General features: G+C 62.2%; 14 protein-coding genes. 10 read left to right on the plus strand and 4 right to left on the minus strand.

The features are described 5' to 3' along the window. Positions 1 to 21: 21 nt before the first annotated feature. Positions 22 to 495 carry an Lrp/AsnC family transcriptional regulator gene (locus NR126_RS20405; RefSeq protein ID WP_027619293.1) on the minus strand — a complete coding sequence of 158 codons (474 nt, stop codon included), beginning with the start codon at positions 493 to 495 and terminating at the stop codon, positions 22 to 24. 187 nt (positions 496 to 682) lie between these two features. On the opposite strand from NR126_RS20405, the gene kynU reads away from it, so the two are divergent. From kynU to NR126_RS20420, 3 genes are all read left to right on the plus strand, one after another. Next, positions 683 to 1,933: a kynureninase gene (gene kynU, locus NR126_RS20410; RefSeq protein WP_256830979.1), complete on the plus strand. Its 1,251-nt coding sequence runs from the start codon at positions 683 to 685 to the stop codon at positions 1,931 to 1,933. 102 nt (positions 1,934 to 2,035) lie between these two features. Then, positions 2,036 to 3,346: an OprD family porin gene (locus tag NR126_RS20415; RefSeq protein ID WP_105754881.1), complete on the plus strand. Its 1,311-nt coding sequence runs from the start codon at positions 2,036 to 2,038 to the stop codon at positions 3,344 to 3,346. A 63-nt stretch (positions 3,347 to 3,409) separates the two neighbouring features. After that, on the plus strand, positions 3,410 to 4,822 hold the full coding sequence (locus NR126_RS20420) for an amino acid permease (RefSeq protein WP_027619296.1): 1,413 nt from the start codon (positions 3,410 to 3,412) through the stop codon (positions 4,820 to 4,822). 4 nt (positions 4,823 to 4,826) lie between these two features. Here the strand turns inward: NR126_RS20420 and NR126_RS20425 are convergent, their stop codons facing one another. Continuing rightward, positions 4,827 to 5,720 (minus strand): LysR substrate-binding domain-containing protein, encoded by an 894-nt coding sequence (locus NR126_RS20425; RefSeq protein ID WP_256830980.1) that lies wholly within the window; start codon positions 5,718 to 5,720, stop codon positions 4,827 to 4,829. 86 nt (positions 5,721 to 5,806) lie between these two features. Between NR126_RS20425 and NR126_RS20430 the strand changes: the two genes are divergently transcribed. Then, positions 5,807 to 6,571 carry a sulfite exporter TauE/SafE family protein gene (locus NR126_RS20430; protein WP_027619298.1) on the plus strand — a complete coding sequence of 255 codons (765 nt, stop codon included), beginning with the start codon at positions 5,807 to 5,809 and terminating at the stop codon, positions 6,569 to 6,571. Here NR126_RS20430 and NR126_RS20435 read toward each other — a convergent pair. Beyond that, entirely contained in the window at positions 6,561 to 6,875 is a 315-nt protein-coding gene (locus tag NR126_RS20435; RefSeq protein ID WP_027619299.1) for a putative quinol monooxygenase, read from the minus strand. The genes NR126_RS20430 and NR126_RS20435 overlap by 11 nt on opposite strands. A gap of 203 nt (positions 6,876 to 7,078) precedes the next feature. Between NR126_RS20435 and NR126_RS20440 the strand changes: the two genes are divergently transcribed. From NR126_RS20440 to NR126_RS20460, 5 genes are all read left to right on the plus strand, one after another. Then, positions 7,079 to 7,669, plus strand: a complete 591-nt coding sequence (locus NR126_RS20440) for an NAD(P)H-dependent oxidoreductase (RefSeq protein WP_027619300.1) — start codon at positions 7,079 to 7,081, stop codon at positions 7,667 to 7,669. A gap of 83 nt (positions 7,670 to 7,752) precedes the next feature. Further along, positions 7,753 to 8,655, plus strand: coding sequence for a LysR family transcriptional regulator (locus NR126_RS20445; protein WP_027619301.1), 903 nt, complete (start codon positions 7,753 to 7,755; stop codon positions 8,653 to 8,655). A gap of 59 nt (positions 8,656 to 8,714) precedes the next feature. Next, complete coding sequence (locus NR126_RS20450; RefSeq protein ID WP_027619302.1) at positions 8,715 to 10,175, plus strand: amidohydrolase family protein; 1,461 nt, start codon at positions 8,715 to 8,717, stop codon at positions 10,173 to 10,175. Between the two features lie 55 nt (positions 10,176 to 10,230). Continuing rightward, positions 10,231 to 10,593, plus strand: coding sequence for a glyoxalase superfamily protein (locus tag NR126_RS20455; protein ID WP_027619303.1), 363 nt, complete (start codon positions 10,231 to 10,233; stop codon positions 10,591 to 10,593). A 381-nt stretch (positions 10,594 to 10,974) separates the two neighbouring features. Beyond that, positions 10,975 to 11,343: a DUF6124 family protein gene (locus NR126_RS20460; RefSeq protein WP_027619304.1), complete on the plus strand. Its 369-nt coding sequence runs from the start codon at positions 10,975 to 10,977 to the stop codon at positions 11,341 to 11,343. Between the two features lie 241 nt (positions 11,344 to 11,584). On the opposite strand, the gene NR126_RS20465 is transcribed toward NR126_RS20460, so the two are convergent. Further along, positions 11,585 to 12,613, minus strand: coding sequence for an AraC family transcriptional regulator (locus NR126_RS20465; protein WP_256830981.1), 1,029 nt, complete (start codon positions 12,611 to 12,613; stop codon positions 11,585 to 11,587). Positions 12,614 to 12,824: 211 nt separating this feature from the next. Between NR126_RS20465 and NR126_RS20470 the strand changes: the two genes are divergently transcribed. Then, positions 12,825 to 14,420, plus strand: coding sequence for an FAD-binding oxidoreductase (locus NR126_RS20470; protein WP_256830982.1), 1,596 nt, complete (start codon positions 12,825 to 12,827; stop codon positions 14,418 to 14,420). The last annotated feature ends 3 nt before the right edge of the window (positions 14,421 to 14,423 follow it).

Raw genomic sequence — 14,423 nt, forward strand, 5'->3', positions numbered from 1 at the left:
TTGGGCCCCTGTAGGAGGGGGCTATTTGCGCACCACTAAATCCAGCAAATCATCACGCTCCTTGATCTTCTGCAGAACGATTTCCGAGCGGATATCGGTGACCCCCGCCGTGCGATTCAACTTGCCGACGATGAAGTCCGAGAAGTGCTTGAGGTTGCGCGCCTGGACCCGCAGCACATAGTTGCTGGCGCCCGTCACCACGTAGGCGGTGGCGACTTCCGGCCATGACTGGACCTTCTTGATAAAGGTCTCGTGCCAGTCATCCACATCCTGGCGCAGCGACACATGAACGATCGCCTCCAGCTCCACGCCGAGGCGCTCGGCGCTCAGTTCGGCGCGATAGCCAGTGATGATTCCCTCACTCTCCAGCAAGCGCAAACGGCGCAGGCAGGCCGAGGGCGACAGCGAAACCTTCTCCGCCAATTCCTGGTTACTGATGCGGCCGTCCTGCTGCAGAAAGTGCAGGATCCGCAGGTCTGTCGAGTCGAGTGTCATGGTTTGAATAAATCCGCGTTTTTGTCGGTGGAATTCGAATTTTCTTCGAGATAACTACTATACGGCCTCGCACTTTGCACGAAAATTCTCCAATGCTTCGTTCATTATTTGCTCATCGTGCTGATGCTTGAACGCCTGTGAATACGGCGTGCACCGGCCGCATGACATTTAAAGAACAGGACCGACAATGACCACAAGAAACGATTGCCTGGCGCTCGATGCACAGGACACCCTGGCTCCCCTGCGTGATCAGTTTGCGCTGCCCGAAGGCGTGATCTACCTCGACGGCAACTCCCTTGGCGCACGTCCGAAGGCGTCCCTTGAGCGCGCGCAGGCGGTGATCGCCGAGGAGTGGGGCAACGGTCTGATTCGCAGCTGGAACAGCGCTGGCTGGCGCGACCTGCCACAGCGTCTGGGCGATCGTCTGGCCAGCCTGATCGGTGCCGGTGACGACGAAGTGGTGGTCACCGACACCACCTCGATCAACCTGTTCAAGGTCCTCGGCGCGGCCCTGCGGGTACAGGCCGAGCGTGCGCCGCAGCGCAAGATCATCGTCAGCGAATCGAGTAACTTCCCCACCGACCTGTACATCGCCCAGGGTCTGATGGACCTGCTGCAGCAGGGCTACAGCCTGCGCCTGGTGGATGCGCCCGAAGAGCTGACCCAGGCCATCGACCAGGACGTCGCCGTGGTGATGCTGACCCACGTCAACTACAAGACCGGCTACATGCACGACATGCAGGCCATGACCCAATTGATCCACGAGTGCGGCGCGCTGACCATCTGGGACCTTGCCCACTCGGCCGGCGCGGTGCCGGTGGACCTGCGCGGGGCCGATGCCGACTACGCCATCGGCTGCACCTATAAGTACCTCAACGGTGGCCCAGGCTCGCAAGCATTCGCCTGGGTCTCGCCGAAGCTCTGCAATATGGTCGCGCAACCGTTGGCCGGCTGGTTTGGGCACACCCGTCAGTTCGCCATGGAGTCGGCCTACGAGCCAAGCCAGGGCATCGCTCGCTACCTGTGCGGCACCCAGCCGATCACCTCGCTGGCGATGGTCGAATGTGGCCTGGATATCTTCGCCCAGACCGACATGCAGAGCCTGCGTCGCAAGTCCCTGGCCCTGACCGATCTGTTCATCGAACTGGTCGAACAGCGCTGCGCCGCCCACGACCTGAAACTGGTGACCCCGCGTGAGCACGCCAAGCGTGGCAGCCATGTCAGCTTCGAGCATCCCGAAGGTTATGCGGTGATCCAGGCGCTGATCGCCCAGGGCGTGATCGGTGACTACCGCGAACCGCGGATCATGCGATTCGGCTTTACCCCGCTGTACACCAGCTTCACCGAGGTCTTCGATGCGGTGCAGATCCTCGGCGAAATCCTCGACCAGAAAACCTGGGCGCAGGCGCAATTCCAGGTTCGCCACAGCGTGACCTGACACCCCCGGGATGCCTCGATCCTGCTGCCGCTTTTGCCGGCAGCGGGATCTTGTCGTCTGAACAAAAGTTCTGTGCAAACACAATAATAAGGAGCACGCAGAATGAAATTGTCCCTTTGGCTCGCCTTGCCGCTCGCCATCAGCAGTAGCCTTGGTCAATGGGCGGTTGCCGCCGACAGCGGTTTCGTCGAAGACAGTAGCCTGACCCTGACCAACCGCAACTTCTATTTCTACCGCAACAACCTCAACAACCCCGGCGGCCAGAACTACCGGGAAGAGTGGGCCCACGGGATCATGCTCGACTACAGCTCCGGCTACACCCAGGGCAGCGTCGGGTTCGGCATCGACGCGTACGCGCAGTTGGGCCTCAAGCTCGACAGCGGCCGTGGGCGCACCGGCACCGGTTTGTTGCCGATCGACTCCGATGGCCGTCCCGAGGATGAGTACTCCGAGGCGGGCGGTGCAGTGAAAGCGCGTATCTCCCAGACCGAACTCAAGTACGGCAACCTGACCCCGCTCAACCCGGTGTTCGGCACCGGCAACGCGCGTCTGTTCACCCAGCATGCCAATGGCTTTCAACTGACCAGCCAGGAGCTGCAAGGGCTGCTGCTCGACAGCGGGCACTTCACCTCGGCCAGTGACAGCAACTCGAGCAACCACGACGGTGCGCTCAAGGCCCTGTACGCCGGAGTGGAAACCCGCAGCGTCGACTACCTCGGTGGTCGCTATGCACTGAGTGACCAGCTGAGCTTCAGCCTCTACGGTTCGGAGTTCAAGGACATCTGGCGGCAGTACTACGCCAACACCAACTACAGTTTCGCGCCCGGCGAAAACCAGTCGCTGAACGTTGATTTCAACCTGTACCGCACCGACGACACCGGGCAAAGCCTGGCCGGGAAAATCGATAACACCACCTGGTCGCTGGCCGCCGCCTACCAGCTTGGCGCCCAACGCCTGACCCTGGCCTACCAGCAGGTCGACGGTAATGAGCCGTTCGACTACCTGGGCTTCGATCGCCAGCCGGGTACGTCGATCTTCCTCGCCAACTCGATCCAGATTGTCGACTTCAACGCGCCCAACGAGCGTTCCTGGCAACTGCGTTATGACCTCGACATGGCCGCCTTCGGCGTGCCGGGGTTGAGCTTCATGTCGCGCTACGTCAACGGTGATCACATCGACGACAGCCACTACGATGGCGGGCCCAACGGCGCTTATGGGCGTTACGGCAGCGATGGCAAGCGCTGGGAGCGCGACATCGAGGCGCGTTATGTCGTGCAGTCCGGCAAGGCCAAGGACCTGTCAGTGCGGATCCGCCAGGCCAGCCTGCGCTCCAGCGCCCAGGTAGCCAGTGCCGACACCACCGACAACAACGAAGTACGGGTGATCATTGAATATCCATTGAATATTCTCTGACCCATGGCGGTATCGCCAGGGACTGGCTCTCTCCAAGAAAGACAAAATGCAGAGGCGTGAACGATGAGCGACAACCGCGGTTTCGAAACGATCTCCAACCGTGAGCAGGGCCTCAGGCGCCAGCTCACGTCGGGGCAGATGAGCATGATCGCCATTGGCGGGGCGATCGGTACCGGGCTGTTCATGGGCAGCGCCTACGCCATCGGCTATGCCGGGCCGAGCGTGCTGCTGAGCTATGCCATTGGCGCGATCATTACCCTATTGTTGATGGGCTGCCTGGCGGAAATGACCGTGGCCCATTCCACCTCCGGTTCGTTCGGTGCCTATGCCGAGTTTTACATCAGTCCGCTGGCCGGCTTCCTGGTGCGCTACGCCTATTGGGCGGCGATTGTGCTGGCGGTCGGCACTGAAGTGACGGCGGTGGCGATGTACATGAAGTACTGGTTCGCCAACGTGCCGGAATGGATCTGGATCGTCTCGTTCTCCAGCGTGCTGATCGTGCTCAACGCAATCAGCGTCAAGACCTTCGGCACCTTCGAATACTGGTTCTCGACCATCAAGATCGGCGCGATTGTCGGCTTCATCATTCTCGCGGTGTACGTGGTGTTCGGGTCCGGCAACCCGGAGTACGGGGTGCAGAATTACACCGCTCATGGAGGCTTTTTCCCCAACGGTCTGAGCGGCATGTGGGTGGCGGTGATCGTGTCGATCTTCAGCTACCTCAGCGTGGAAATGATCGCGGTCGCCGCCGGTGAGGCCGAGGATCCGGAGCGCGCGGTGAAGAAAGCCTTTCGCGCGACCATCGTGCGCCTGGTGGTGTTTTACCTGCTGACCCTGGCGCTGATGCTGGCGATCGTGCCGTGGATTCAGGCGGGCAAGGCGCAGAGTCCGTTCGTCACGGTGATGCAGACCATCGGTATTCCTGGGGCTACCGGGGTGATGAACTTCGTGATTTTGATCGCCGCCTTGTCGGCGATGAACAGCCAGCTCTACATCACCACACGCATGATGTTCAGCCTGTCACGCGGCGGTTACGCACCTAAGTCCATGGGCGTGCTGAGCAAGAGCGGCATCCCGCTCAACGCCTTGCTGCTGTCGAGTTCGGGGATCGCCCTGGCGACACTATTGAACCTGCTGTACCCGGAGAGCTCGTTCACCCTGATGATGGCGATCTCGATGTTCGGCGCGATCTTCACCTGGTTCATGATCTTCCTCACCCACTACTGCTTCCGCCGTTACCACCAGCGTCATGGCGAGAAAAAGCTGTCGTTCCGCATGCGCTTTTTTCCCTACACCACGTTGCTGGGCCTGGTGCTGATGGGGGCGGTGATGATCACCACCTACTTCACCGACGCGTTCAAGATGACCCTGGTGTTCGGCGTGCCGTTCCTGTTGATCCTGTCGCTGGTCTACGCGCTGTTTTTCCGTAAGGGCAAAGCCGGTGCAACGCTGGGGACGGTGCCTGACGAGGCGTGATCGGCTAACTCCCCTGCTGCGGCTGCAAGGCGTGCAGCAGGGCCTGGGCGTAGCGCGGCAGGGCGTCGAAGTCACGGGCGCACAGCAGTAAGGTGCGCTGGGCCCAGGGCTCCTGCAGGGCGAAAGATTTGAACGGCAGTGGCGCGGTGCAACGCTGCACCGCCGCCAGCGGCACAATTGCCAGCCCCGCGCCATGGGCGACCATGCGCAGCACCGCGTCGAAGCCTTCAGCGCGAATCCGTATCGGCATGCGCAACCCGGCATGCAACGCCTGCTCCTCCAGATAAATCGCCAGCGCGCTGTGGGCATTCAAGCCGACATAGTCGTGGCCCAGGCTCTGGCTGAAGGTCACGGATCGAGCCTCGGCCAGCGGGTGATCCTTGGCGCAGACCAGCACCAGCGGGTCGTCGCGAAACGCCCGGGTCTGCAAGCCCTGGGTATCCACCGCGTCAGAGACAACGCCCAGCTCGGCGGCCCCCTCGCGCAGGGCGTGGGTGATGCGTTGGCTTGGCAGCTCCTGCAGGTCGATGTCGAGGTTGGGGTGTGCGCGCAGGAAGTCGGCGAGCAGTTCCGGCAGGTATTCGCTGAGCGCCGTGGTGTTGCACAGCAGGCGCACCTGGCCTTTGACGCCCTTGGCGTACTCCGCCAGATCCTGCTGCAAGCGTTCGGCTTGCAACAGCATCAGTCGCGCATGCCGGGCCAGCGCCTTGCCGGCTGGGGTCGGGCTGACGCCACGGCGACCGCGTTCCAACAAAGTGATGCCCAGCGACGATTCCATCGCCCGAATCCGTGCACTGGCCGCAGCCAGCGAAAGATGGCTGCGTAGCGCACCGGCGGTGATATTGCCGGCTTCGAGGGTGTTCAGGTACAGCCGTAAATCTATCAAGTCGAAGTGCATGGAATGTTCCTGACTCTGTTAAAGCAAGAGGCAGGCTCAGTATATGGCGAATTTTCAGCGCACCAGCAACGTTCGACAATGGCGCTATGAATACTCTCCTGGCGTTTTATCAAGACCTCGGTCCAGCCCTGTCGTTGCTGGTGATTGGCACATTCCTGGTGGCGGGAATGATCAAAGGGGTGATCGGCCTCGGCCTGCCGACCATTGCCATGGGGTTGCTCGGCCTGGCTATGGCGCCGGTGCAGGCAGCAGCCTTGCTGATTATCCCGGCGACCCTGACCAACCTCTGGCAACTGGCATTCGGCGGCCACCTGCGGGCGCTGCTCGTAAGGCTGTGGCCAATGCTGCTGGCGATTTTTCTCGGCACCGGCGCCGGCACCCTGTGGCTGGGCATCGACGAAGGCCAATGGGTGGTGCGCGCATTGGGTGCGGCGCTGGTGTTGTATGCCGTGAGCGGGTTATTCCTGCCGACGTTGCGGGTCGGCAGTCGCAGCGAGCGCTGGCTGGGGCCGTTGTGCGGGATGCTGACGGGCGTCATCACCTCGGCCACCGGGGTTTTTGTGATCCCGGCGGTGCCGTACTTGCAGGCACTGGGATTGGGCAAGGATCAACTGGTGCAGGCGCTGGGCTTGTCGTTCACCGTGTCGACCCTGGCTCTCGCGGGCGGGCTGATGTGGCGCGGTGCCCTGAGCGGCGGTGAACTCGGCGCCTCGATGCTGGCGCTGATCCCCGCCGTGCTCGGCATGCTGCTGGGGCAATGGCTGCGTCAACGGATCAGCGCCGTGTTGTTCAAGCGGGTATTTTTCATCGGCCTTGGCCTGCTCGGCGGCCACTTGTTGATCAGCGGCTAGCGGACGACGGGCTGAGCATGTCGATGCGGCGGATCTCGAAGTCGCGCTCCAGGTAGTCCATGCGTTTGTCGAAGAACGCCTTCATGTGCGGCAGGTTCGAGTGCGTGTCGAGATGGGCCTGGGACTCCCAGATTTCATAGAAGATGAACAGGCTCGGGTCCTGCTGATCGCGCAGCATGTGGTACTCGATGCAGCCAGGCTCGGCGCGGCTGGGTTCGACGTAGGCGCGGAACAGTGCCTCGAACGCGTCGGATTGTTCCGGGCGGGTCTTGGCCTGCAGGATGAAGCCGTGTTGCTGAGTCATGGGATTTCCTCTGAAGGGGTGTGAGGAAATTCTACGGCAACAATAGGTGCGTCATTCGTGCGTATAGGTCAAATGTGATTTGCCGGTTCGTGGCTTTTTCAGCCGGACCGCCCTCGATATTCTGCTCGCCATCGAAACACACCTTCTTGATCCCGCGACTGATCCACAGCGCGGCGCATTCAATCCAGATGACGAGGCACTCCATGAAAAAAGTTCTGTTGCTCAACGGTGGCAAGAAATTCGCTCACTCCGACGGTCGCTACAACGCCACCCTGCACGACGCGGCGCTGGCGGTGCTGGATCGCGGCGGCATCGACGTCAAGGTCACTCATATCGACGAGGGTTACGACATCGCCGAAGAAGTGGCCAAGTTCCTCTGGGCCGATGTGATCATCTACCAGATGCCCGGCTGGTGGATGGGCGCGCCCTGGACCGTGAAAAAGTACATCGACGAAGTCTTCACCGAAGGCCACGGCAGCCTCTACGCCAGCGATGGCCGGACCCGTTCCGACGCCTCGCAGAAATACGGCAGTGGCGGCCTGATCCAGGGCAAGCAGTACCTGCTGTCGCTGACCTGGAACGCACCCCAGCAAGCCTTCGACGACCCAAGCGATTTCTTCGAAGCCCGTGGCGTCGACGCCGTGTACTTCCCGTTCCACAAAGCCAACCAGTTCCTCGGCATGACGGCCTTGCCGACCTTCCTCTGTGTCGACGTGATGAAACGTCCGAACATCGAAGGCGACGTGGCGCGTTACGAGCAACACCTCAAGACCGTGTTCAACCTGCCGGCCTGACCTGCGCCGCGCCGCGTATCGAGCTACTATCGACGCCTTGGCCCGGGCTTCAGTGCCGGGCGGGTTCGACAGCGAGGGCAGCGGTGAAAGCCAGATCCGATGAGTTGCAGATTTTCGTCTGCGTGATTGAGTGCGGTTCGATTTCTGCTGCCGCCGAGCAGGTCGGGCAAACGCCCTCGGCGGTCAGTCGCACGCTGTCGCGCCTGGAAGCCAAGCTCGACACCACCCTGATCAACCGCACCACGCGGCGCATGGACCTGACCGAGGAGGGCAAGTACTTCTTCGAACAGGCCAAGCGCATTCTCGATCAGATGGAAGAACTGGAAGAGCGTCTGACCTCGCGCCAGCAAACGCCTTCCGGACGGCTGCGGATCAACGCCGCGTCGCCGTTCATGCTGCACGCCATCGTGCCGCACATCGACGAATTCCGCCGGCTCTACCCGGACATCCAGCTCGAACTTAACAGCAACGACCTGATCATCGACCTGCTGGAACAAAGCACCGACATCGCCATTCGCATCGGCGCCCTGGCCGACTCGACCCTGCACGCCCGCCCGCTGGGCTGCAGTCCTTTGCACATCCTCGCCAGCTCGGCCTACCTGAAACAACACGGCACCCCGCACAGCGTCGCCGAACTGGCCGGGCACACGCTGCTCGGTTTCACCCAGACCGAAACCCTCAACCACTGGCCGCTGCGCCATGCGCACGGTGATCGCTGGGAAATCCAGCCGAGCCTCAGCGCTTCCAGCGGCGAAACCCTGCGCCAACTGGCACTGGAAGGCCAGGGCATCACCTGCCTGTCAGACTTCATGACCGCCGCCGACATCCAGTCCGGCCGCCTCATCCCACTGCTGGCCGAGGCCAACAGCGGCTACCGCCAGCCGATCAACGCGGTGTACTACCGCAACTCGCAATTGGCGCTGCGGATTCAGTGTTTTCTGGATTTTATTCAGGGGAAGTTGGTGGGGTATGCGGGTGGAGGGTGATGTTGAAAATTTTGTCCAAGTGAATTCAGACGAAGCCCCTTTGCCGCTGGGAGACTGACATGCAGTATCACACCCTGATCCGCAACGCCTCGATCATTGACGGCAGCAACCGCCCGGCGTACTCGGCTGACGTCGGCATTCTGAACGGGCGGATCGAGCGTATCGGCGACTTGTCGGCCGACCACGCCGATGAGGTGGTCGACGCTCGCGGCCGGGTGCTGGCGCCGGGTTTCATCGACGTGCACACCCATGACGACACGGTGGTGATCCGTCAGCCGCAGATGCTGCCCAAGCTCAGCCAAGGGGTGACCACAGTGATCGTCGGCAACTGCGGGATCAGCGCCTCGCCGGTGAAACTTCGCGGCGATCCGCCGGATCCGATGAACCTGCTCGGCACTTCGGCGGCGTTCGTCTATCCGCGCTTCAGCGACTACCGCGCGGCGGTCGAGGCGGCTCGGCCAACCCTGAATGTGGCGGCGTTGGTGGGGCACACGGCGCTGCGCAGCAATCATCTGGATGACCTGCAGCGCACCGCCAGCGCCGCTGAAATCAGTGCCATGCGCGAGCAGTTGCGCGAAAGCCTGGAAGCCGGTGCGCTGGGGCTGTCGACGGGGCTGGCCTATGCGAGTGCCTTTTCTGCATCCACAGATGAGGTGGTGCAACTGGCCACGGAGCTGGCGGCATTTGGTGCGGTCTACACCACCCATTTGCGCAGTGAGTTCGAGCCGGTGCTGGAGGCCATGGACGAGGCGTTTCATATCGGTCGCCAGGCCAAAAGCCCGGTAATTATTTCCCACCTCAAGTGTGCTGGCGCCGGCAACTGGGGGCGCAGTCCGCAGTTGTTAGCGGCGCTGGAGCAGGCGGCGCAGAGTCATCCGGTCGGCTGCGATTGCTATCCCTATGCCGCCAGTTCCTCGACCCTCGACCTCAAACAAGTCACCGATGCCCATCGCATCACCATCACCTGGTCCACACCCCATCCGCAGGTCAGCGGTCGCGACCTGATCGACATCGCTGCCGAGTGGGGCCTGTCCCTGGAGGATACGGCGCGGCGTCTGCAGCCGGCGGGCGCAGTGTATTACGGCATGGATGAGGCGGACGTGCGGCGGATCCTCGCGCACCCGCTGTCGATGGTTGGCTCCGATGGCCTGCCGGAGGACCCGTTCCCTCATCCACGGCTGTGGGGCGCCTTCCCCCGGGTGCTCGGGCACTTCAGTCGAGATCTCGGGTTGTTCCCGTTGCACACTGCGGTGCACAAGATGACCGGGTTGTCGGCGGCGCGTTTTGGCTTGAAGCAGCGCGGCGAAATTCGCCAGGGCTATTGGGCCGACCTGGTGCTGTTCAACCCGGCGACGGTGCGCGATGTCGCGGACTTCAGCGACCCGCAGCGTTCGGCCGACGGCATCGACGGGGTGTGGGTCAATGGGGTGCGCAGTTACGTCGACGGGCAGGCCAATGGTCAGCGACATGGGCGATTCCTGGCGCGAGAGGGCGACTTGCGCGCCGGCTTTAACGCCTGACACCTGATCGCACGGATTGTCTATGATGCTCTGCATTCAATCAGGGAGCATCACCATGGGTTTTGGAAAAATCACCCCGATCCTGCGGATCTTCGACGAGGCCAAGGCGCTGGAGTTCTACGTCGACTTTCTCGGCTTCAGTGTCGATTGGCAGCACCGATTCGAGGCCAATTACCCGCTTTATCTGCAGGTCTCGCGCGGCGGATGCGTGCTGCACCTCTCTGAGCACCACGGCGACGCCTCGCCGGGTGCGGCGCTGCGTATCGAGACCGATGCGCTGGACGCCTTTCACCAGGAACTGCTGGCGAAAAACTACCGCTACGCCCACCCCGGCATTGAAGACACGCCTTGGGATAGTCGGGAAATGAGCGTCAAGGATCCGTTTGGCAATCGGTTGGTGTTTGTCAGCACCTCGTAGGAGCGAGCCTGCTCGCGAAGACGGCATGTCAGGCGAACCCACTTTGGCAGTTTGAATACTTCCGCTGGCAAGCCCCAAGCGCGAATGGTCCGACGGCCTTTGTGGGTTGTGCTGGATCTCGGCCACGGATACTCTTTGTGGGTCGCTGCCAATTCAGCGACCGGTTTTGACAGACCGAACAGATCTTGGCATGCAAGTGCCGCTATTCGAACCGTAGGCACTTTTTTTGTGTCCGCTGTTCTGATTTATGGCGGCTGTGCGTGGGGCACATTCGTGTGCGCCGGGTTCCTTGATCCTCGGTCTGTCAACCCGCGCACAGCTGCCACCCATTCTTGTTTGACAGCAGGTAGTGGCAGCTCCATCTGATCAAGGAGCTTCGCCATGAAAAAGATCACCCCCGATCCACCTGAATCCCTCGTCACTTCTCCCTATGCCTCCGATGACGCCGGCAAACTCCACGCCGCTGCCGAACGCGCACTCGATCACTACCTGAAGCCGACAGCGATGCGGGGCTCGGTTGCGAACAAATGCCCATCGAGCATTTTTGCTGTCATGCCTGGGTTGGACCGAGAACGCCTGTTGGCCCATGCCTCGGAGACCTTGGCTTCAGTGAATGTGATGGCCACTGACTTGGCGTTCGAACTTGAAGGTTCGCGTCGACAGGTGGCGTTGGCGATAGCGCAGATGATTTCGTTGGGGCAGTTGCTGGTGAATCGAGTGCTGGATGATGTGGATCAGCCACGAAGCTAGATAGTGATAACGCGTTGTCGTTCTTTGCTGTGATGCGCCATCCGACAGGCCAGCATCTACAGGGATCTAAGGTGTCCGAGATATCTGCGACATGCCGCAGACCTGTGGGAGCGAGCCTGCTCGCGAAGGCGGGGTATCTGATGTAGCGCGGTGTTTGCATCGCTGGCAGGCCAGCTCCCACAGGGGGTTGCCATAAGTCTGTGGGAGCGCTCGCGATTACGTCAGCCACCCCACCACAATCTCAACCCTCATCCCCCTGCCGATGGGTCTGCCGAAACTCCCCCGGTGGCATGCCGCGGCGGCTTTTGAAGGTGCGGTGGAAGGAGCGGGGTTCGGTGAAGCCCAGGTATTGGGCGATGTCCTGGATCGGCAGGGTGCTGTTGAGCAGGTAGTGCTCGGCCAGTTCCTGGCGCAGGTCGTCGAGGATTTGCTGGTAGGTGGTGCCGGCCTGGTGCAGTTGGCGTTGCAGGGTGCGCACCGAGACGGCGAATTGTTCGGCGACCTGTTCCTTGCGCGGCAATCCTTCCTTGAGCAACTGGCGCAGGCAGCTTTTCACCCGCTGCTCCAGCGACGCGTCTTCCAGCGTCGCCATCAAGCCCAATGCATGTTCTTCCAGGGTGCGCAGCAATTGCGCATCGGCCTGGCGCAGCGGCAATTGCAGATAAGGCAGCGGCACGATCAGCGCCGAGTAAGGCTGATCAAACAACACCGGGCAATCGAAAAACGCCTCGTACTGCGCCAGCTCAGTGTTGGCCGGTAATGGATGTTCGAACCACACGGCGTCCGCTGACAGGTGAGTATCGGCAATCCAGCGCGCGTATTGCAGCCAGGAACCCAGCACGTTCTCCACCAGGTGGCGGCGGATGCGCGGGCGCTGGTGGCGGCAGCTCCAGATCAGGTGCACCTGTTGCCCCTGCAGTTCGGCACGGCTGACGCCCATGTCGCCCACCAGTTTCTCGAACGGCATGATCCGGTTCATTGCATCGCCCAGGGTCGCGCAGTTCATGGTGATGTAGCCCAGCACGCTCCAGGAGTTGGGCAAGACGAAGCGTGCCGAATTCAGCCCGAACAGTGGATCGCCGGAGTGCTCGCAGAAATAGTCGAGCAGACGCTCATGGGCTTCACCCGTTATGCGCAGGCTGTTGTCGCTCAATTGCTGCGCCTGCAACCCGGCTGCGGCCAACGCCGGCTCAATGGTCATCCCCAGGTGCTCGGCATGGCGCACGTATTTGAGCAGCGGCGGAACCGAGGTGAAGCCGAGGGATTGCATGATCGGGGTCCTTTGATCGGGGCAGGCGGGCACAGCGCAAGACCCTGAAAGGTAAATTGAAACCACAGCTAAAGTAAATGACTGGGAGCGGCGGCGCGGATTGACTCAATTGGCTACTCGAACTGGCCTGATGCGACCGTGACAGGTTTTGCCGGCTGGCTAGTATAGGCGCCAGAAATGTCACCTATAAGAACCGCAAAAGGACACACGCATGCGACGCTGGAACGGCTGGGGAGATGCAAGTACGGTGGTCGAACTGCCGGCGCAGGGCGCGGGATTTCTCGAGGCGCGGGTTGGCGCCGGTCGTGCGCTGCCCGACGCGACGCTCGAGTCGGCCCTGGCCCGCGTCCCGGCCTCGCGCTTGCCACAGCATTCGCTGTACAGCATCGAGCCCCAGGACCGCCTGATGCACGCCCGTGGCCAGAGCCTGCCGGACTGGCTGGCGCTGCGTGAAGGCGCGCCGGGAATCTATCCCGATGCGGTGGCTTTCCCGCAAACTGCCGAGCAAATCCGCAAGCTGCTGGCCCTCGCCGAAGAACGTGACCTGTGCCTGATTCCTTACGGCGGCGGCACCTCGGTGGCCGGGCACATCAACCCGCTGGACTCCGAGCGACCGGTGCTCACCGTTTCTCTGGCCCACATGAACCGTCTGCTTGACCTCGACGAGCAAAGCCTGCTGGCCACATTCGGCCCCGGCGCCTGCGGTCCGCAAGTGGAAAGCCAGCTGCGCGCCCGTGGCTACACCCTGGGACACTTCCCGCAGTCCTGGGAGTTGTCGACGTTGGGTGGCTGGGTCGCCAGCCGTTCCAGCGGCCAGCAGTCGCTGCGCTACGGGCGCATCGAGCAGATGTTCGCCGGCGGCACCCTGGAAACCTTCGCCGGCCCGCTGCAGATCCCGACGTTCCCGGCCTCGGCCGCCGGCCCTGATCTGCGTGAAGTGGTGCTCGGTTGCGAAGGGCGCTTCGGGATCATTTCCGAGGTCAAGGTGCGGGTCACGCCGCTGCCGGCCGATGAGCGTTTTTATGGGGTGTTCCTGCCCAATTGGGACCAGGCCCTGCAAGCTATCCGCCAGTTGGCCCAGGCCCGTGTGCCGCTGTCGATGCTGCGCCTGTCGAACGCCGTGGAGACCGAAACCCAGCTCGCCCTGGCCGGCCATCCACAGCAAATCGCCTGGCTGGAGAAGTACCTGGCACTGCGCGGTGCTGGCGCCGGCAAGTGCATGCTGACTTTCGGCGTGACCGGCAACCGCCGGCAGAACGCGCTGTCCCTGAGCCAGGCGCGCAAGCACCTGAAAGCCTTTGGCGGGGTGTTCACCGGCACTTTGCTGGGCAACAAGTGGGCGCAGAACCGCTTCCGTTTTCCCTACCTGCGCGAGAACCTGTGGAACGCCGGCTACGTGGTCGACACCCTGGAAACCGCCACCGACTGGAGCAACGTCGACAACCTGCTGACACGCATCGAAACCAGCCTGCGCGACGGTCTGGCGGCGCAAGGCGAGCGGGTGCACGTGTTCACCCACCTGTCTCACGTTTATGGCGAAGGCTCGAGCATCTACACCACCTACGTATTCCGCCCGGCCGCCGACTATCCGGCGACCCTGGCGCGCTGGCAGGCACTCAAGCACGCGGCCAGCCAGACCATCGTCGACAACCACGGCACCATCAGCCACCAGCACGGCGTCGGTAAGGACCACGCGCCATACCTGCTGCGGGAGAAAGGCGCGCTGGCGATGGACACCTTGCAGGCGCTGAGCCGGCACTTCGACCCGGCCGGGCGCCTCAACCCCGGCACGCTGTTGCAGGAGTGACGG

This window comes from Pseudomonas sp. Pse1, from assembly GCF_024519635.1.
Taxonomy (GTDB): Bacteria; Pseudomonadota; Gammaproteobacteria; order Pseudomonadales; family Pseudomonadaceae; genus Aquipseudomonas.